Consider the following 18,643-nt stretch of genomic DNA (forward strand, 5'->3'; position numbering starts at 1 on the left):
GTCCGCCGCGCCGGGGCTGATTGCACCCGGCCATGCATGACGGCAGGCCTTGGCCATGCTGACGATTTAACTGACTGATGTGAAGAGAATAAAAAGAATGGATGAGTTGAAGATCCTGGCCGTGGATACCGCCACCGAAGCCTGCTCCGCAGCCCTCTTGGTGGGCGATACCCTCTACTCCCGCTGGGAAGAGGCGCCCCGTGACCATACCCGCAAGATCCTGCCCATGGTTCAGGCTCTGTTGGATGAAGCCGGTCTATCGTTGGATGAGCTCGACGCCATCGCCTTCGGTCGTGGGCCTGGCTCCTTCACCGGGGTACGGATCGGGATCAGCGTGGCCCAGGGGCTCGCCTTTGGTGCCGGCGTGCCGATGATCGGTGTCTCCACCCTGGCAGCCATGGCCCAGGGGGCCCATAAGCTGGAAGGGGCCGAGCAGGTGCTTGCCGCCATCGATGCGCGCATGGACGAGGTCTATTTCGGCCACTACGCCTTGGTGGACGGGGTGATGACGCTGGTGGGCGAGGAGGTGGTGAGCGAACCAGCCGCACTGGTGCAGGCCCGTGACAAGCTGACTGGCGCGGTGAGCTGCGTTGGCACCGGTTTTGAAACCTATGGCGAGACCCTGGGCGGCCTGGCAGATGCGCTGATGCCAAGCCTGGTGCGTTTCCCGGCGGCCGCCGACATGCTGCCTCTGGCACGCCAGGCCTGGTTTGCGGGTGAGGCGGTGCCGGTTGAGCAAGCCACCCCTGTCTATCTGCGTGACAAGGTGACCTGGAAGAAACTGCCGGGTCGCGAATAGGCGGCAACGGCTGCCCCGGGCTGCTTTGTCGGACGATGAAGGAGAGACGAATGAGAAAATCCGTGATCATGCTGGGATTGGTGGGGCTGCTGCTGGGCGGTTGCAGCACGGTGCCCAAAGAGCTTGCCTATGAGCCTGCGGATCAGCTGGTGGCCTATCAACCCGCCCTGCAGGGGATGGAAGGCAAGCCGGCCCGCTGGAGCGGTGTCATCTCGGCGGTCCACAACAAGGCGGATCAGAGTGTCATCGAGGTGGTCTATCTGCCCCTCAAGTCCAACGGGGTGCCGGAGCAGACCGAGCAGAGCCCAGGTCGTTTTCTCGCCATCATGCAGGGGTTTGTCGACCCGACCCTCTATGCCAAGGGTCGCAGCCTGACGGTGCTCGGCACCCTCGACAAGCCGGTGGACAGCCAGATTGGCGAGCACAAGTATCGCTTCTCGGTACTCAAGGTGACGGGGAGCAAGCTGTGGCCACCGGTGAAGGAGGTGGAGATCCGCTACATGGATCCCTACTTTTACGATCCTTTCTATGATCCCTTCTGGCCCAGACGGCCCCTGCGCCGCTGAGGAGCCCGGATGACGGCGACATTGCAGGAGCGCAGGCTGTGCCTGGCGGACGGGCGGCACATCGCCCTGCTGGACAATGGTCAGGAGGGCAGACCGCTGCTGGTGGCCCTCCATGGCTGGCTCGACAACGGTGCCAGCTTTTTGCCTCTGGCCCCCTGGCTGGGGGCGTTTCATCTGGTCTGCGTCGACCTGCCGGGCCATGGTCACTCCGATCACAAGTCGACTCCCTATGTCTTCGTGGACTGGCTGGATGATCTCTACCAGATCACCCAGGCCGCGGGCTGGCAGCGTTTCATCCTGCTTGGTCACTCCCTGGGGGCGCTGATTGCCTCTGCCTATGCCGGCGTCTTTCCCGAGCAAATCGAGCGGCTCATTCTGCTGGAGGGGCTCGGCCCCTTGAGCCAGCCCGACGAGGAGGTACCGGGCCAGCTGCGCCGCGCCATCCTCAACCGCACTCGTACCCGTGAGCGTGCAACCAGTGGATTTGCCACCCTCGAGGAGGCGGTGGCTGCCCGCTGCAAGGTGGCGGACATCCCCCCGAGTGCGGCACGCCTTATCTGCGAGCGACAACTGGAGGCGCGGGCAGGGCGCTGGTATTGGCGCAGTGATCCCCGTCTTCGCGATCTCTCGCCCCTGCGCATGAGCGAGGGGCAGGCCCAGGCCCTGATCCGGGCCATCGCCTGTCCGGTGCTCTTTATCCGGGGAGAGCAGGGCTTCCCCGGGCTCCTGGCACAGTGGCAGTTGCGGGAGGCGGCCTTTGGCCACATTGAACGGGTGACAGTGGCAGGAGGCCATCATTTTCATATGGAAAATTCATCAGAAACCGCCGTTTATATCGAAAACTTCGCTCAAATCCGGTAGGATCGGCGGCTTTGAATCATGTCAGGTTTGCTTTCTCCCTCACATTTCCCGTTGTTAATTCACTGTTAATTGATGTTGCCTTATGTAAATATGTGCGGCATTAGAGCATGAACTTAAAACAACTGATTGAAATGGATGTGACAGGGACGGAGGCAACACAGTGAGCGCACAGGTGCGAGTTATGCAGGAGAAGTTCGTGGAAAGAGTCTGGCTGAAGCGTTATCCAGAAGGGGTGCCCGCCGAGATCAATCCAGACCAATACGGCTCTCTGGTCGAGATGTTTGAAGAGTCGGTGAACCAGTTCGCCGATCAACCCGCCTTCGTCAACATGGGGCAGACCATTACCTACCGCCGGCTGGAGGAGCAGTCCCGAGCCTTCGCCGCCTACCTGCAAAACGAGCTGAAGCTCGGCAAGGGGGACAGGGTGGCTGTGATGATGCCGAACCTGCTGCAATACCCCATCGCGGTATTCGGCATCCTGCGGGCCGGCATGACGGTGGTGAACGTCAACCCCCTCTATACCCCGCGCGAGCTGGAGCATCAGTTGAAAGATTCCGGCGCCAAGGCCATCGTCATCGTCTCCAACTTTGCCCACACCCTGGAAAAAGTGGTGTATGACACCCCGGTCAAGCATGTGATCCTGACCCGGATGGGAGACAACCTGGGGCTGGCCAAGGGGACCCTGGTCAACTTCGTGGTCAAATACGTCAAGAAGCTGGTGCCCAAGTACAACCTGCCCCATGCCAGCACCATGCGCCAGGCCCTCGCCAAGGGGCGCTACCTGCAGTACATCAAACCCGAGATCAGCAACCAGGACATCGCCTTCCTGCAATACACCGGCGGGACCACCGGCCTCTCCAAGGGGGCCATGCTGACTCATCGCAACATGATCGCCAACGTCGAGCAGTGCCTCGGTGTCTATGGCCCTGTGCTGGAGCGCGGCAAGGAGTTCGTGGTCACGGCGCTGCCGCTCTATCACGTCTTCGCCCTGACGGTGAACTGCCTGCTGTTCATGCGTCTGGGGGGCTACAACCTGCTCATCAGCAACCCCCGCGACATCCCGGGCTTTGTCAAAGAGATCAAGAAGTATCCTTTCACCTGCATCACCGGGGTCAATACCCTGTTCAACGCTCTGGTCAACAACGACGAGTTCAAGGGCATGGATTTTGCCAAGCTCAAGCTCACCATCGGTGGTGGCATGGCGGTGCAACGGGCGGTGGCCGAGCAGTGGAAGGGGCTGACCGGCACCCCGCTGCTGGAGGGCTATGGCCTGACCGAGTGCTCGCCCCTGGTGAGCGTCTGCCCCTATGATCTGGTGGATTACAACGGCTCCATCGGCCTGCCGGTCTGCTCCACCGAGATCCGTCTGGTGGATGACGAGGGGAACCAGGTCACCGAACGGGGTGCCCCCGGCGAGATGCAGGTGCGCGGTCCTCAGGTGATGACCGGCTACTGGCAGCGCCCGGAGGCGACCGCCGAGGTGATGCAGGATGGCTGGCTCTGCACCGGCGACATCGCGGTATGCGACGAGCAGGGTTTCTTCAAGATCGTCGATCGCAAGAAGGACATGATCCTGGTCTCCGGCTTCAACGTCTACCCGAACGAGATAGAAGACGTGGTGGCCCTGCATCCCAAGGTGCTGGAGGTGGCCGCCGTCGGCGTACCCAACCCGGTGTCCGGCGAGCAGGTGAAGATCTTCGTGGTCAAGAAAGATGCAAAGCTGGCGGAAGAGGAGATAATTGCCCACTGCCGCAAACATCTGACTGCCTATAAGGTGCCGAAACTGGTAGAATTTCGCGACGAACTTCCCAAGACCAACGTGGGCAAGATCCTGCGCCGCGTGCTGCGCGACGAGGAGATTGCCAAGCAGTAACCGGCATGCACTGCTTTGCAGTCCAGCGCTGTCGTTATGCAAAACCGTGGGACATCCACGGTTTTTTCTTTTTGGATCCGACCAACGTGCAGGCAACGATGCAATATCAACTCATTTCACAGCAAGCCGAACTGGATCAGTATCTCGCTTCTCTGGCCGACGTTCCCCTGGCCATCGATACCGAATTCGTTCGCACCCGTACCTACTATCCCCAGCTCGGTCTGTTCCAGATCTACGATGGCAAGCAGCTTGCCCTGCTCGATCCCCTGACCCTGGAGCTCTCCGGTTTGTGGCAGCGCCTCGGTCGGGCCGGACAGATTGCCATCCTGCACGCCTCCGGTGAGGATCTGGAACTCATCCAGCATCAGGCGGGTCACCTGCCCAACCAGATGCACGATACCCAGCTGGCGGCAGCCTTCCTGGGCCATGGCGTGTCGGTGGGTTTTGGCGCCCTGGTCAACGAATTCCTCGGGGTCGAGCTTGAGAAGGATCAGGCCCGTACCGACTGGCTGGCGCGCCCCCTTACCCCTCGTCAGCTGGAATATGCCGCGGCGGATGTCTTCTACCTCATGCCCCTCTACGAGAAGGTGATGGCCAGACTGCGCGAGAGCGGCAAGTTCCCCTGGTTCGAGCAGGAGTGCCAGAACCACTCCGCCCGCAAGACCCAGGGCAGCGATCCCCGTCAGGCCTACCTCGAGATAGTCAACGCCTGGCAACTGGGTCGCCGCGAGCTGGCCATCCTGCGCGAGCTGGCCGCCTGGCGCCAGCAGGAAGCGGTACGCCGGGATCTCGCCCTCAACTTCGTGGTCAAAGAGCTGCACCTGTTCAAGGTGGCGGAGCGTCGTCCCGCTTCGCTGCGGGATCTCAACGAGCTGGGCCTCTCGCCCATCGAGATCAAGATCCACGGCAAGCGGATGCTGGACATCGTCGCCGCCGCCCAGCAGAGCGACCCTGCGAGCTGGCCCGATCCCATCCGCCGTCTGGTGGACTTCCCCCAGTACAAGGCCGAGCTCAAGCGCATCAAGGCCATGGTGGAGGAGAAGGCCAAGGCCAGCAACATTCCACCGGAGCTGGTGGCGAGCAAGAAGATCATCCACCAGTACTTCACCTGGAGCTGGCGCATGAGTGCCGAGGAGCGGGCCAGGGCGGACAAGCCCATGCTGCTGCAAGGGTGGCGTCATGAGCTGGTAGGCCACCTGCTGGCCCAGTGACGAGTACGCAGTACGAGAAGGGGAGTCCATGACTCCCCTTTTTCATGCCTGTGCGGCTGCCCCCAGGGGTTGCCGGGATCGTCGCGCCAGGGGGGTGGTCATGATGGGAAGCGAGTAGGGGTGGAGGAGGAAAATGGCGGGCACAAAGGGTGCCCCCATCAGAGTTCGTGAGCGTGGAATCCCTTGCGGTAGCGGGCCTCGCAGCGCGGGCAGCGTTGCAGGGTCGGATCCTGTTCCAGCTGTTCTGGGAGCAGCGGCTCCTCACAATCGGAGCAGAAGCCATAGAGCCCCAGATCCATCTGGCAGAGCGCCGCGTCGAGCCGCTTGAGACGTGCCACGCTGTGTTCCACCCCGGGCAGATCGAGACGGCTGGTCAGATCAACCAGTTGATCCCGCTCGCAGCGCTCCACTTTCTGTGCCCAGTCATCTTGTCGACAGGCCTTGAGCTGACGGATCAGCTCCTCTCTTGTTTGCGCCCAGTCGGTCAGAAGGCGCTGATGCCATTCGGCCAACCGGGCTTGCGTCACTTCACACACAGCAGCCCCCAAAAACGAGTGATAAAACTCGGCCAGTATAGGGAAACCCGCGGTTTATCAAGATGACATGAGTCAAGTTAACCGTGCTTTGGCAGGTTTTTCCGGCAGGTGCTGCGGCTTGCCGGTGATGACGTAGAGCACCCCCGCCACCAGACAGACGACACCCACCAGGGTACTCATGGGGGGCATGATCCCGCGCAGCATAAAGGCGTACAAGAGTCCCGCCAGAGTCTCGAACACGATGAGCGGCCCGACCAGCACGGTCGGCAGGCGCTGGCTCGCCTCGTTCCAGCACAGGGTGCCGAGCCAGGAGCAGAAGAGCCCCACCGCCCCCATCAGCAGCACGAAGCGCAGGGGCGTTGGCCCGAAGGGCAGGGGAAAGTCCGGTGCGCTCAGGGCAAGATGGCCGAGACTGCCGAGATAGGCAATGAGCGCTACCGGCAGGGTCACCAGCCCCTGGGCGGTGGCCCAGACGGCCGGACTGCGGCCCGGGTGCTCGCGCAGCCAGCGGGCGTTGCGCAGGGGATACCAGGTCCAGCACAGCACGGCGCCCACCGCCAGGGCGAGCCCAAGCAGTTGTTCGGTGCGCGCCTCGGTGTGCCAGGTCAGCTCGGCGCTGTTGACCAGATAGAGGCCGGCCCCCATCAGCACCAGGGACGGGTAGAGCCGGGTGCGGGAGAGGCGACCGTCCCGTGCGCCATAGAGGCGGTTGGCGGCCAGGGCCGTCACCGCCGGCAGGGTGCCGATAAACATGGCTGCCAGGGGCGAGCCGATGCGCAAGATGGCCCCCGACAGGCAGAAGTAGTAGAGGAGGTTACCCACCAGAGTGAGGGCGAGGGCCTCTCGCCAGTCGCTGGCCGAGAGGGCCGCCAGGTGTTTGCGGGCCTGCCAGGCGAGCGGCAGTACGATGAGGCCGAAGGCGAGGTAGCGGCCGCTCGCGAGCAGGGCGGGGGGGTAGCCGTCCACCAAGAGGGGGGCGACGAAGATGAGCCCCCACATCAGGCCGGCCAGCAGGGCAAACAGGACTCCGAACAACATGTTTCATATCCGGTAAAGAAGAAGGAGGCCAGCCTAGCAGGGGGGAAGGGGGGCGTATTGAACCAGATTGCGCTTTAGCGGCCAGCCTGCACCTGTTTCTGGTAGCGGACCGGGGTGGTGCCATAGCGGCGCAGGAAGGCACGGTTGAGGTGGGACTGATCGGCCAGACCACAGGTGGCGGCCACCTCGGCAGCGGGCAGGCCGGCGGCCAGCCACCCCTTGGCGCGTTGCAGGCGGATGGCCATCAACATCTGCTGGGGGGTGACGTGAAAGCGGGCCTTGAAGCTGCGCTGGAAGTGGTAGGGGCTGAGGTTCACTGCGCCGGCCAGCTCGGCCAGGGTAATGGGGCGAGCGAAACAGGCCTGCATATAGTCGATGGCGCGGCCCAGAGGGTGGGCCGCTTCGCGCGGGGCCGCCAGGGCTCGGGCATGGGGGCGCAGGGTCTCGCACACCCTCAGCAGCAGGCCGTCGGCGGCGAGCTCGCTGTCACAGTGCCAGAGGGCATCCAGGGCCGCCTGCAGGACGGGGGCAGTGCGCGGATCGCTTTGCACGGCATCGGTGAAATACCAGTCGCGCTCGCCGCTGATGGCCTCGAGCCGGTCGGCGGGCAGGTAGAGCATGCGATAGCGCCACCCCTGCTCGCAGGCTGACTCGCCCGTGTGCAGCTCATCGGGGTTCATCAGCACCAGGCTGCCGGGACCGGCCAGGAGCTGGCTGCCGCGATAGCGAAAGCGCTCGGCACCGCACTCGATGACACCAAGGCCAAACCCCTCGTGACTATGGGGATCGAAGATGTGGTGCTGGATGTGGGCGCGATAGAGCTCGGTCGCAGGCTGCCCCGGCAGGGCGCGGAAATCGGCCCTGTCGTGCTGATGGGTAAAGTTGACCGGCACTCCCTGCATCCTGACCTCCTGTCAATGAGCCTTCATCATAGGGCGCCGCGGGGCGGCGGCCAAGTCTAGGCCTGTGAGGCGCACTCGCGCTCGAGGGCGGTGCGGATCTCCTCTGCGGTCTTGATGGTGCGGATGCGACGAAACAGCTCGTCGGCCTGGGGGTATTCCCGCACTATGTAGGAGAACCACTGCTTGATGCGACTGGGGTAGTAGTCGGCCTTGTCGCTCGCCAGATCCTGCTCGGTGTAGGTCACCATCAGTTGCAGTACCTCGGCCCAGCTCATGTGGGCACACCCCGTCTTCATCACGTTGGCCAGGTTGGGGAGGGAGATGGCGCCCCGGCCCACCATGAGGGCATCGCAACCGGACACCCGGGCACAGGTCAGGGCATCGGCATGGTTCCAGATCTCGCCGTTGGCGGTGACGGGGATGGGCAGGGCGCGGCGGATGGCGTCCACGTACTCCCAGTGGGCCGGCGCCTTGTAGCCTTCGCGCTTGGTGCGGGCATGCACCGCCAGCTCGTTGGCCCCCCCCTGATAGACGGCCTGGGCGTTGTCCAGATAGAGATCCTTGTCATCGTATCCCAGGCGGATCTTGGCGCTCACCGACAGGTGGGCAGGCACGGCCTCCCGCACCGCCTTGACGATGCGATAGACGGTCTCGGGTTCCTTGAGCAGCACGGCGCCCCCCTTGCTCTTGTTGACCGTGGGGGCAGGGCAGCCGAAGTTGAGATCGACCCCGGGAGAGCCGAGCTCGATGGCCCGGATGGCATTTTCTGCCAGCCACTCCGGATGCTGTCCCAGCAGTTGCACCCGTACCGGGGTCCCTGCACGGGTCTTGCCATCCTGTTTCAGCTCGGGGCAGAGGCGATGGAAGACCTTGGCGGGCAGCAGTTGATCGACCACCCGGATGAATTCACTGACGCAGAGGTCGTAATTATTGACGGAGGTGAGGACCTCCCGCATCAGGTGATCCAGCACCCCCTGCATGGGGGCCAAAATAACGCGCATAGCTGCTTCCGAAGACAAGGGGAGAAAAAAGAGCGCAGATTGTAGTGGCAATGGCCGGGATTGTCAGCCGTCTGCCCACTCGATGGCCCCCATCGACGGCCGCAGACTGGGCCAGGCTGTCAGCTTTCGGGCCAACTCTGTTAGGCTAAAGGCAGAGATACATGCAGAGGAGTACCCATGAAACGCTGGTGTCTGATGGCCCTGGGCTGGCTTGCCTTCGCCACCGGGATAGTCGGGATAGTCCTGCCCCTGTTGCCGACCACCCCCTTCATGTTGCTGGCGGCGGCGCTGTTTGCGCGCTCCTCCCCCCGCTTTCATGGCTGGTTGCTGGCGCATCCCTGGTTTGGCCCCCCCATCCTCGACTGGCAGCAGTATCGCGGCATTCGCCGTCACGCCAGACGCCGCGCCATCATCTTCATCCTGATCTCGTTCTCGGTATCGCTGCTGGTGGTGCCGTTGCCCTGGGTGAGGTGGCTGCTGGTGGTCATAATGGTGATCCTGCTCACCTGGTTGATGCGTCTGCCGGTGCTGGAGCCGGTTGCAATGAAGAAGTGAAATCCCTAAGCTATCGCGGCAATAATGCTATGGAGTCGGCTCGTCATTTTTGCGTGACGGGCCTTTTTATTGCCCCCAGGCGGAGACCCCGTGCGCCGCCATGGCAGGGCTCAAAAAATAAGCGGTCAAATAATGAATCCGGAAACCCTGAAGTTTATCGAAGCGAGCATCAAGACCATTCCCGACTATCCGAAGCCGGGCATTCTGTTTCGCGACATCACCAGCCTGATCGAGAATGCCGAGGCCTTCAAGGCCACCATCGATCTGCTGGCCGATCATTACCGTGATCAAGGCATCACCAAGATTGTCGGTACCGAGGCCCGTGGCTTCATCTTCGGCGCCCCGGTTGCCTACGCCATGGGGCTGGGGTTCGTGCCGGTGCGCAAACCGGGCAAGCTGCCCCGCGCCGTTATCGAGGAGTCCTACGCCCTGGAGTACGGCACCGACACCCTGCAACTGCACACCGATGCCATCGTGCCCGGTGACAAGGTGCTGGTGGTGGACGATCTGCTGGCCACCGGCGGCACCGTCGATGCCACCGTCAAGCTCATCCGCCGCGCCGGCGGTGAGGTAGCGGATGCCGCCTTCATCATCTCCCTGCCGTCCCTGGGCGGTGATGCCCGCCTGACCGCCGCCGGCGTCAAGGTGGTCTCTCTGGTGGAACTCGCGGGGGCGTAAATCGCCCCTTCGCGCGGCAGGCCTCGTCACCCTGCTTTCTGCCGCAAACCGGTGCCTGAACGGGCACCGGTTTGAAATTCAAGCGATCCCTCCCAAGGCGGCGCATCCCCCATACAGCCTGCCCTCCATTTGTGTTAGCATCCAGCCTCAATGCCTCGTTTCCCAGCATCGAGATCTATGAGCTATCAGGTTTTGGCGCGCAAATGGCGCCCCCATACGTTTGAACAAGTGGTCGGCCAGCAACATGTGCTGACTGCCCTGACCAATGCCCTGGATCAGGGGCGGCTTCACCATGCCTACCTGCTGAGCGGGACCCGCGGCGTGGGCAAAACCACCATCGCCCGCATTCTGGCCAAGAGCCTCAACTGCGAACAGGGGATCAGCAGCCATCCGTGCGGTGTGTGCGATACCTGCCGCGAGATCGATCAGGGCAATTTCGTCGATCTGCTGGAAATCGATGCGGCGTCCCGCACCAAGGTGGAAGACACCCGAGAGCTGCTCGACAACGTGCAGTACCGTCCGGCCCGTGGTCGTTTCAAGGTGTACCTCATCGATGAAGTGCACATGTTGTCGCGCCACAGCTTCAATGCGCTGCTCAAAACCCTGGAAGAGCCGCCGCCCTATGTGAAATTCCTGCTGGCCACCACGGATCCGCAGAAGCTCCCCATCACCATACTGTCGCGCTGCCTGCAGTTTCATCTCAAGAGCCTGGATCAGACCCAGATCGCCAGGCAGCTCGAATGGGTACTGGACAAGGAGGGTCAACCCTTCGAGCCGCGCGCCCTGCTGGCCCTGGCCAAGGCGGCCGACGGCAGCATGCGCGATGCCCTGAGCCTCACCGATCAGGCGTTGGCCCACGGCAACGGCAGCGTGCGCCTGGAGAGCGTGCTCGCCATGCTGGGGACCCTCGATCATCACCACCTGCACCAGTTGCTGGAGGCGGTGCTGCGCCAGGATGCCCCGGCCACCATGGCCAAGATCACCGAGATTGCTACCCTGGGGCCGGATTTCGACCAGCTTCACGCCGAGCTGGAAGCCTTGCTCCATCGGGTGGCCATGGCGCAACTGCTGCCTGCGAGCGTGCAGGAGCAGGGGGCGGATGCCGATGCCTTGCTGCAGCTCGCCGGAGCCATGAGCCCGGAAGAGGTGCAGCTCTGCTATCAAATCGTGCTGGGGGGGCGCAAGGATCTGCCCTGGGCCCCTGACGGGCGCACCGCACTGGAGATGACCTGTCTGCGGATGCTGGCCTTCTCTCCCCGGCGCGAGGTGCTCCATCCCGCCAACCTGGCGGCCCAACCTCTCATGACAGGGCACTCCGGCGTGATGGCGGCAGCGAGGGAAAGCGCGTCGCTCCTGCCGGGAAAGCCCCAGGGGGCTGAGCCGGCCCCGGCTGCCAGCGCAGCACCACAGGCTCCCGCCGCGCCAGCATCGGTCCTTGAGGCCGAGCACGTCGCCCCCTCACCCAAGGCGGAGGAGGGCGCAGTGCTGGATCCGCTCTTTGCCGAGCAGGATGAGCTGCTGCGTGAGGCCGAACGGATGGGCTACGAGGCCGTGGTGCCCGCCAGTCCGCCTGCAGCAGAGCCAGCCTCTGCGCCGTTGGCGGCGGATGACGCCGGGCAGACGCAGCAGGTTGAGGTTCAAGGGGAAGACGTCGCCATCTCTTCGACCTCCAGCATGCAGAGCCTGCTTGGCAAACGCAATCTGCTGCGAAGCCGCCTGCGTGGCGAGCAGAGTGCAAACGCCGCGCCTGCCCGGGTCACCCCCGTCAAACCCGTGGCCGCGACCAAACCGGCCCCTGCGATGCCTGCCGTCGCGACTTCGCCCCAGGCCGAGGTGCAACCAGCGGCGCGGCCCGAGATACCGGGGCAGGGATCTGCCATGCAAGCGGGGTATGACGACCTGCCCCCTCTGGATGCCTATGAAGAGGGGGCCAGTGACTACGAAGAGTATCTGAATCAGGGGTTTGACGAGAGGTTTGCCAGTGCCCCGTTGCCCACGCGGGCAGTGACTTCCGCCCAGCCAGCTCCCGCCACCATGGCATCTCCTTCGCAGGAGGATCTGCCGCCCTGGGATCTGGGCGCTGACGCCGGCAGCGCGGATGCGGCGGCACCTGCGGTTGTCGCTATGGTGCCTGCCGCGCCTCCAGTGGTCGCCAGCGAGCCTCAGCCCGCCATTGCGTTGATGGAGACCATCGACTGGGATGCGCTGGAGAGCGACGAACAACCCGAGGAGGAGGGGGAGGTCGCCCGTCTGATCCCCTCGTCCTTGCTGGTCAATTGCGGGGACGCCTGGGCCGAGCTCATCGCCCGCACCGGGGTGGGTGGTCGGCTGCGTCAACTGGCCATCAACGCGGTGATGACCCGGGAAGGCAATCGGGTCTCCCTGCTGCTCAAACCCGAGCAGCGCCATCTGGTGAGCGACAAGGCCCGCGCCGATCTGGCCGAGATCATCGGTCCCGAGCTGGGCGGCCCGGTTCACATCGATGTGACCCTGGGCTCGGATCCCGCGCGGGAGACGCCGCTCGAGATAGAGCATCGTCTCTATCTCGGGGTGCGTGAACAGGTGAGCCGGGATCTGGCGGCGGATCCCAACGTACAATTCTTGCAGCAGCGTTTCGGCGCCGTGCTCCATCCCGAGAGCATCGAACCCCTGAGTCGCTGAGTTGCGGTGAAAAAACCGTGCCGGGGCTTACCCCCGGTTGAAAAGACCTTTGGCTGCCCCCACTTAGGGCAGATGAACCCACAGCCCGGCGCTGGATGCCGGATTTCAAGACGAGAGACGATCTATGTTTGGTAAAGGTGGAATGGGTAACCTGATGAAACAGGCCCAACAGATGCAAGAGCGCATGCAGAAGATGCAAGAGCAGCTGGCCCAGATGGAAGTGGTCGGTGAGGCGGGCGCAGGCATGGTCAAGGTGACCATGGCCGGCAGCCACAGCGTGCGTCGTATCGAGATCGATCCCAGCCTGATGGAAGATGACAAGGAGATGCTGGAAGATCTGGTCGCCGCCGCCGTCAATGACGCCGTGCGCCGCGTGGAAGAGCAGAACAAGGCCAAGATGGGCGAGCTGACCGGCGGCATGCAACTGCCCCCGGGCTTCAAGATGCCCTTCTGAGGATCCTGCCCGTATCCGTTTCCCCTCCTCTGTGAAGGGGAAAATGAAAAGGCCAGAGCCAAGCTCTGGCCTTTTGCATGTCAGCACACCCGGGAACGGCCATGCACAGATCATGGCGGGAGCTGCGTACTTGACTGCCCCAGGGGGGAGAAGCCCTCGACCAGATGATCGATGAGGGCGCGGGTGGCAGGCAGCAGACCGCGGCGTGAGGGGAAGACCGCGTGGATCACCTCCTGGCGCGGTGCCCAGTCGGGGAGCAGACGCACCAGCCGGCCATCGGCCAGGGGCTCATCCATCATCATGGTGGGCAGTTGCACGACCCCGAGCCCGTCGATCGCCCCCTGACGCAATGTCTGCATGTCGGTGGTGGCAAAGCGGGGGCTGTGGTGCTGTTTGACTCTGGCCCCATTGGGGCCCAGCAGGGTCCAGTGATGGCCTTCCAGGCTGGCGCCATGACCGAGGCTCGGCCATGACAGCAGATCTGCGGGGGCCCGGGGCATGCCGAGTGACGCGACAAGGGCCGGGCTTGCCACCAGACACTGGGTCGCATAACCCAGCACCCGCATGGCGAGATCGCTGTCCTCCAGGGGCAGTGGTCGCACCCTGAGCGCCATGTCCAACCCCTCCGCGACCAGATCCACCGCCCGGTTGACCCCGACGAGCTGCACCTTGACGCTGGGATGGGCCAGGGCGAAAGAGACCAGCATCCGTCCCACGTGAGCGTGGAGCAGATCGATGGGGCAGGCGATGCGCACCAGACCGCAAGGCTCGCTCTGGGTCGCGGCGATGAGATCCTGCGCCGCATCGGCTTCCACCAGCATGGCCCGGCAACGGGTGTAATAAGCCTGCCCGAGTTCGGTGACGGTGAAGCTGCGGGTGGAACGCTGGATAAGACGCACTCCGAGTCGCTCCTCCAGCATGGCGATGCGGCGGCTGAGCCGCGATTTTGGCATGCCGAGGGCCCTGCCAGCCTGGGCAAAGCCCCCGTGATCCACCACCTGGACATAGAAATAGAGGTCGTTGAGATCCTGTTGCATGGGTTTATCGTTCACAAAATAGGACGCTGATGGCAAATTTTACGTCTACCGGGTGCAGCGTTCCAGACTCACAATGCGAGCAACGGCACATCCCGTGACGATCACCCAGGAGAGCATCATGAAAAGAGTCATCGGTATTTACAGCGCCCCTCGACAACACTGGGTCGGTGACGGATTCCCGGTTCGCTCGCTGTTCTCGTATCAGACCCATGGCCGCGCCTTGAGCCCCTTCCTGCTGCTGGACAGGGCTGGTCCGGCACATTTCGAGCCCGCCGATCATGCCAGGGGCGTGGGGGAACACCCGCACCGTGGTTTTGAGACTGTCACCATCGTCTATGAAGGGGAGGTCGCCCATCGCGACTCGACCGGCCAGGGGGGGATCATCGGTCCGGGAGACGTGCAGTGGATGACGGCCGCCGCCGGCATCATGCACGACGAGTTCCACTCTCAGGGGTTCACCCGTCGTGGTGGCACCCTCGACATGGTGCAGCTGTGGGTCAACCTGCCCGCCAAACACAAGATGTCGACGCCCGGTTATCAGGGCATCACCAGCGACACCATCCCGCAACTGAGCCTCAAGGAGGGCGACGTGCGGGTGCGCATCATCGCCGGGAACGATGCCGGGTTGCAACAAGGCGAGGTAGAGGGGCCAGCCCGCACCTTCTCGCCCATGAACATCTGGGATTTGCGGCTCAAGGGCGGGGCCAGTGTGGTGCTGCCGGCGGTAGCGGGATGGAACAGTGCCTTGGTGGTGCTCAAGGGTTCTCTCTTGATCAACGGTCAGGAGCGCGCGGGCGAAGCACAACTGGTGCTGCTCGATCCCAACGGTGAGGAGTTCATGTTGGAGGCGGAAGGCGAGGCCAGCTTGTTGCTGCTGAGTGGCGAGCCCATCGATGAACCCATCGTGGGTTATGGCCCCTTTGTCATGAACAGCGAGACAGAGATCCATCAGGCGATAGATGATTTCAACAGCGGCCGGTTCGCCGTCATCGCCCCCTGAGACAATCCTGATAAAAACAAAGCGCCTGATGGCGCTTTGTTTTTTTATGGGCCCTGGTCAACCGAGCCAGCCGAGGACCAGCGCCAGCCTGCCGCACAAGGCGGCCAGCAGGATGCCAAGCAGGGTGCGCAGCAGCCAGATCACCACCAGCTGTCCCACGCTCACCGGGATCCGGGTGGCCAGGATGCAGGGGATGGAGGCAGAGAAGAAGAGCACCGAGCTGACCGAAACCACGGCCGCGACATAGCGCACCAGCAGGTCGGCATCCTTGAGCAGGATGGCGGGCAGGAACATCTCGGCCAGACCGGCCGAGAGGGCCTTGGCGGTGGCGAGTGGCTCGCCGAGATCCAGCAGCCAGGTCAGTGGCCAGAGCAGCCAGCCCAGCAGATCGAACAGGGGGGTGTGCTTTGCCAGCAGCAGGCCCAGCAGACCGACGGACAGTATGGTGGGCACCACGGCAGCGGCCATGTGAAGACCGTCCCTGAGGTTGTCCTTCAATTGCCGCAGCAGGGGATCTGCCTGGTGGGACTGGGTCAGGCCGCAGGTGAGGGCTGCCTGCCAGCGGCTCATGCCAGCCGGTAGCGGCTCGTCGGTCTCGCCATGGTGAGCCAAACGGCTGATGGGAGGAACGCGCGCCAGGATGGCGGTGATGACGAAAGTGATCACCAGGGTGGACCAGAAGTAGAAGTTCCAGTGTCCCATCAGGTTGAGGGTCTTGGCCACGATGATCATGAAGGCGGCCGAGACGGTGGAGAAGCCGGTGGCGATGATGACGGCTTCTCGCACCGTGTACTTGCCCGCGAGGAAGACCCGGTTGGTGATGAGCAGGCCCACCGAGTAGCTGCCGACGAAAGAGGCGACCGCATCGATAGCGGAGTGACCCGGCGTGCGCCACAGGGGGCGCATCACGGGTTGCATCAGCACCCCGATGAATTCCAGCAGGCCGAAACCGAGCAGGAAGGTCAGGGCCATGGCGCCGATAGGCACGATGAGACCCACAGACATGGCCAGTTTGTCGAACAGGAAGGGGAGGCGATCCGGGGTCATCAACCAGGCAGGGCCCCAGTCTGTGACATACAAAATGGCCAGGGCCAGTCCGAGCAGCTTGAACAGGCTCAATACCCTGTCGATGGGACGGGCGCGCCAGCGGCCATCCAGCAAGGGGGTGATGGCGCCATAGGCGATGAGCAAGAGAATGAGGGTCAGGGCAAGGGGGCGCTGGGCAATCAGAAAGCCGGCCAGGTGATCCACCACTATGGTGCTGCGCCCGCCAAGCTCGAAGGGCACGAAAAAGATGGCGATGCCAAGCAGGCTGGCCAGCAGCAGCTTGATGCCGGCCCCTGATCCTGCCGGTGCAGTGAGCGTGTGTTCAGGTTCCATTTTCTCTCCTTGTGATCCGCATGGTTCAATTCCGTTGAGGGGACAATTTGTATATACAATATCGTCAGGCGCTCAAAATGGAAACACCAAAGTCACCAAAATGCAACATGTGAATCGGTGTGGATGCAGATGACCCCAAGACTGAAAAGCGTGAGCTCGGGGGGAAAGAGGGGCCGGGATGGCGAGTGGGTGGTGAGGCATCAAGAGGCAAAACAGGAAGGTAAGCGACCAGCGCCAGGAAAAACATGAGCGGCTATTTACCCTTTCTGGTCATATTCATTCATGAGCCTATATTCATGACTATTTATGAATAAATCATAAACCCTTTGTTCATTTGACTACTTTTCGACTATCACATTGCAGAGTAAGATGCCTCTTCAATAAAAATAAGAATTAGGAGTTCGGGTGTGAAGGCATTAGAGAAAGAAAGGATATCGCCCTATATCAGCCAGTTATACGAGTGCGGTATTAATGATTCTGACATTAAGCTCGTCGTGGACCAATTTCGTGCCGACGTTTCCTGCAGTTCATCCCTGTTTTTATTGCGGGATGATGACAAGAGCGACGGAATAAAGCTTTTTTCCAGCGGTCTGACCGAGGCCCAGCAGCAGTTTTACCTGCAACATCATCGCCAGGATGTGTGGTTCAACCATTATCTGGATAAAGGGTGCAAGGGGATCGTCAGCGCCAACAGCATTTCAAGCTCGGTGGGCCTGCTGGCAAGTTTCGGCGCCCAATTCGCCGCCGGCGGCGTCTGCCAGGTCAAAGGGCGTGGGCTGAGCAGCCTGTGCAGTTACCGTGGTGCAGCGCAAGATGATTTCAGCAGTCGCGACCTCACCTCGCTCTCGGAAATCTATTCCGGACTGGCGGCCTGGAGCCACCATTATTGGAACTTGCTGGCCCTGGAAACCCAGAACTATCAGTTGCAACAGCTGGTGAAAAACCATAATAAGCCCAGCGCCATCATAGACGACAAGGGGCATATTCATTATTCCAATGTGGCCTTCAACCGTATCGCCGATGAAAATGTGGAATTGCGGGCCATCAATGGCATTTTCTCTTTGCAGAATAAGGAGCAGCAACGCCAGCTCAAGGAGATCCTCAATGGCTTTGCCTATTTGCTGCCCGGCGCCAGCGCCTATATGTCCATTCCCCGTCAGCCTAACTTGCGTCCGCTGCTGGTCCAATGCACCCTGATGAGCGGACTCAGCCGCTTTGAACGCTATGTGGAAGTGGTGCTGCGTGACCCTGAGCACGCCTTCAACCCCGACATCGAAGCGCTGGCCAGCCTCTATCCCCTCACCATTGGCGAGAAGGAGCTGCTGGTGCTGATGAGCAAGGGTTACAGCAGCAACGACATCGCGGAGCTGCGCGGTGTCAAGGTGGAAACTGTGCGCTCCACCCTGAAAGGGGTGTTCAAGAAGACCGACTGCCACAGCCAGAACGAGCTCTTGCTCTTGCTGCAATCCATCTCCTGATCCATGCGGACTATGCTTGGAGTGAGCCGGACATAGTGCCCGGCTCTTGCCTCCCCTCGGGAGGCTCGTTGGGGGAAAGCGTCATGGAATCACTCAAGGCAAAGGACTACATGCAGACCAAGCCCATCACCTTCAGCGCAGAGATGATGGTACAGGCGGCGGTGGAAAAATTTCTCAACAGTCATCAGTTGGGCGGCCCCGTAGTGGACAGCCAGGGACATCTGATTGGCTGGGTTTCCGAGCAGGATTGCATCGCCGTCATGCTCAAGGAGGCCTACCACTGTGAACAGGTGGCCCAGGTCAGGGATGTGATGCGCAAGGAGGTGCTGGCAGTCGGCCCCGACACCAGCATCCTGGATCTGGCGGAGATGATGATGGGTCAAAAGCCCAAGATCTATCCTGTGGTGGAGGAGGGGCGCCTGCTCGGGGTCATCAACCGCCACAATGTGATGCAGGCCATCCACGCCCAGCTTGGCACCTGTTTCGTGCATCAGGCCAGAGTCTGAGCGGTGTTGTCTGGTTGTTTTCAAAGAGCAGGCCCCGGCCTGCTCTTTCCATCCGTGGCGGTCATGACGCCACCGGCTTGGTGTGCTGGCGCGGCGCTTTAAGGCTT

Annotated in this window: 18 protein-coding genes; 12 read left to right on the forward strand and 6 right to left on the reverse strand. The window is 62.3% G+C overall.

Going from position 1 to position 18,643, the window contains the following annotated elements:
- The first annotated feature begins 97 nt into the window (after window positions 1–97).
- The 5 genes from tsaB to rnd all read left to right on the forward strand — a co-directional run bounded on the left by tsaB (window position 98) and on the right by rnd (window position 5,310).
- Complete coding sequence (tsaB, locus tag BGO64_RS00325) at window positions 98–799, forward strand: tRNA (adenosine(37)-N6)-threonylcarbamoyltransferase complex dimerization subunit type 1 TsaB (protein ID WP_286699951.1); 702 nt, start codon at window positions 98–100, stop codon at window positions 797–799.
- 50 nt (window positions 800–849) lie between these two features.
- Window positions 850–1,365: a Slp family lipoprotein gene (locus tag BGO64_RS00330; RefSeq protein WP_039039136.1), complete on the forward strand. Its 516-nt coding sequence runs from the start codon at window positions 850–852 to the stop codon at window positions 1,363–1,365.
- 9 nt (window positions 1,366–1,374) lie between these two features.
- Window positions 1,375–2,226, forward strand: a complete 852-nt coding sequence (locus tag BGO64_RS00335; RefSeq protein ID WP_261999618.1) for an alpha/beta fold hydrolase — start codon at window positions 1,375–1,377, stop codon at window positions 2,224–2,226.
- Between the two features lie 196 nt (window positions 2,227–2,422).
- Window positions 2,423–4,099 (forward strand): long-chain-fatty-acid--CoA ligase FadD, encoded by a 1,677-nt coding sequence (fadD, locus tag BGO64_RS00340; protein WP_010674700.1) that lies wholly within the window; start codon window positions 2,423–2,425, stop codon window positions 4,097–4,099.
- Between the two features lie 98 nt (window positions 4,100–4,197).
- Window positions 4,198–5,310 carry a ribonuclease D gene (gene rnd, locus BGO64_RS00345; RefSeq protein ID WP_042865294.1) on the forward strand — a complete coding sequence of 371 codons (1,113 nt, stop codon included), beginning with the start codon at window positions 4,198–4,200 and terminating at the stop codon, window positions 5,308–5,310.
- A 158-nt stretch (window positions 5,311–5,468) separates the two neighbouring features.
- Here rnd and BGO64_RS00350 read toward each other — a convergent pair whose 3' ends face one another.
- The 4 genes from BGO64_RS00350 to dusC form a co-directional block, all read right to left on the reverse strand.
- A complete protein-coding gene (locus BGO64_RS00350; protein ID WP_039039175.1) occupies window positions 5,469–5,837 on the reverse strand; it encodes a TraR/DksA family transcriptional regulator in 369 nt (122 codons plus the stop codon).
- Between the two features lie 81 nt (window positions 5,838–5,918).
- Entirely contained in the window at window positions 5,919–6,884 is a 966-nt protein-coding gene (locus BGO64_RS00355) for a DMT family transporter (RefSeq protein WP_286699952.1), read from the reverse strand.
- Window positions 6,885–6,958: 74 nt separating this feature from the next.
- Complete coding sequence (locus BGO64_RS00360; RefSeq protein WP_286699953.1) at window positions 6,959–7,786, reverse strand: AraC family transcriptional regulator; 828 nt, start codon at window positions 7,784–7,786, stop codon at window positions 6,959–6,961.
- 56 nt (window positions 7,787–7,842) lie between these two features.
- The gene (gene dusC, locus BGO64_RS00365) at window positions 7,843–8,787 is read right to left on the reverse strand and encodes a tRNA dihydrouridine(16) synthase DusC (RefSeq protein ID WP_286699954.1); all 945 of its coding nucleotides are present in this window, start codon (window positions 8,785–8,787) and stop codon (window positions 7,843–7,845) included.
- Between the two features lie 177 nt (window positions 8,788–8,964).
- On the opposite strand from dusC, the gene BGO64_RS00370 reads away from it, so the two are divergent.
- The 4 genes from BGO64_RS00370 to BGO64_RS00385 all read left to right on the forward strand — a co-directional run bounded on the left by BGO64_RS00370 (window position 8,965) and on the right by BGO64_RS00385 (window position 13,135).
- Window positions 8,965–9,342 (forward strand): YbaN family protein, encoded by a 378-nt coding sequence (locus BGO64_RS00370; protein ID WP_039039141.1) that lies wholly within the window; start codon window positions 8,965–8,967, stop codon window positions 9,340–9,342.
- A gap of 132 nt (window positions 9,343–9,474) precedes the next feature.
- Window positions 9,475–10,020 carry an adenine phosphoribosyltransferase gene (gene apt, locus BGO64_RS00375; protein WP_010674707.1) on the forward strand — a complete coding sequence of 182 codons (546 nt, stop codon included), beginning with the start codon at window positions 9,475–9,477 and terminating at the stop codon, window positions 10,018–10,020.
- A 177-nt stretch (window positions 10,021–10,197) separates the two neighbouring features.
- On the forward strand, window positions 10,198–12,681 hold the full coding sequence (gene dnaX / locus BGO64_RS00380) for a DNA polymerase III subunit gamma/tau (protein ID WP_286699955.1): 2,484 nt from the start codon (window positions 10,198–10,200) through the stop codon (window positions 12,679–12,681).
- Window positions 12,682–12,805: 124 nt separating this feature from the next.
- Entirely contained in the window at window positions 12,806–13,135 is a 330-nt protein-coding gene (locus BGO64_RS00385) for a YbaB/EbfC family nucleoid-associated protein (RefSeq protein WP_005301028.1), read from the forward strand.
- Between the two features lie 110 nt (window positions 13,136–13,245).
- On the opposite strand, the gene BGO64_RS00390 is transcribed toward BGO64_RS00385, so the two are convergent.
- Window positions 13,246–14,172, reverse strand: coding sequence for a LysR family transcriptional regulator (locus tag BGO64_RS00390; RefSeq protein WP_286699956.1), 927 nt, complete (start codon window positions 14,170–14,172; stop codon window positions 13,246–13,248).
- A 118-nt stretch (window positions 14,173–14,290) separates the two neighbouring features.
- Between BGO64_RS00390 and BGO64_RS00395 the strand changes: the two genes are divergently transcribed.
- Entirely contained in the window at window positions 14,291–15,172 is an 882-nt protein-coding gene (locus BGO64_RS00395) for a pirin family protein (RefSeq protein WP_286699957.1), read from the forward strand.
- 57 nt (window positions 15,173–15,229) lie between these two features.
- On the opposite strand, the gene BGO64_RS00400 is transcribed toward BGO64_RS00395, so the two are convergent.
- On the reverse strand, window positions 15,230–16,552 hold the full coding sequence (locus tag BGO64_RS00400) for a YjiH family protein (RefSeq protein ID WP_286699958.1): 1,323 nt from the start codon (window positions 16,550–16,552) through the stop codon (window positions 15,230–15,232).
- A gap of 407 nt (window positions 16,553–16,959) precedes the next feature.
- On the opposite strand from BGO64_RS00400, the gene BGO64_RS00405 reads away from it, so the two are divergent.
- The gene (locus BGO64_RS00405) at window positions 16,960–18,030 is read left to right on the forward strand and encodes a helix-turn-helix transcriptional regulator (RefSeq protein ID WP_041215183.1); all 1,071 of its coding nucleotides are present in this window, start codon (window positions 16,960–16,962) and stop codon (window positions 18,028–18,030) included.
- Between the two features lie 83 nt (window positions 18,031–18,113).
- Window positions 18,114–18,536: a CBS domain-containing protein gene (locus tag BGO64_RS00410; protein ID WP_010674714.1), complete on the forward strand. Its 423-nt coding sequence runs from the start codon at window positions 18,114–18,116 to the stop codon at window positions 18,534–18,536.
- Window positions 18,537–18,643: the final 107 nt, after the last annotated feature.

This window comes from Aeromonas sp. 62-46, assembly GCF_001898585.1.
GTDB lineage: Bacteria > Pseudomonadota > Gammaproteobacteria > Enterobacterales > Aeromonadaceae > Aeromonas > Aeromonas caviae.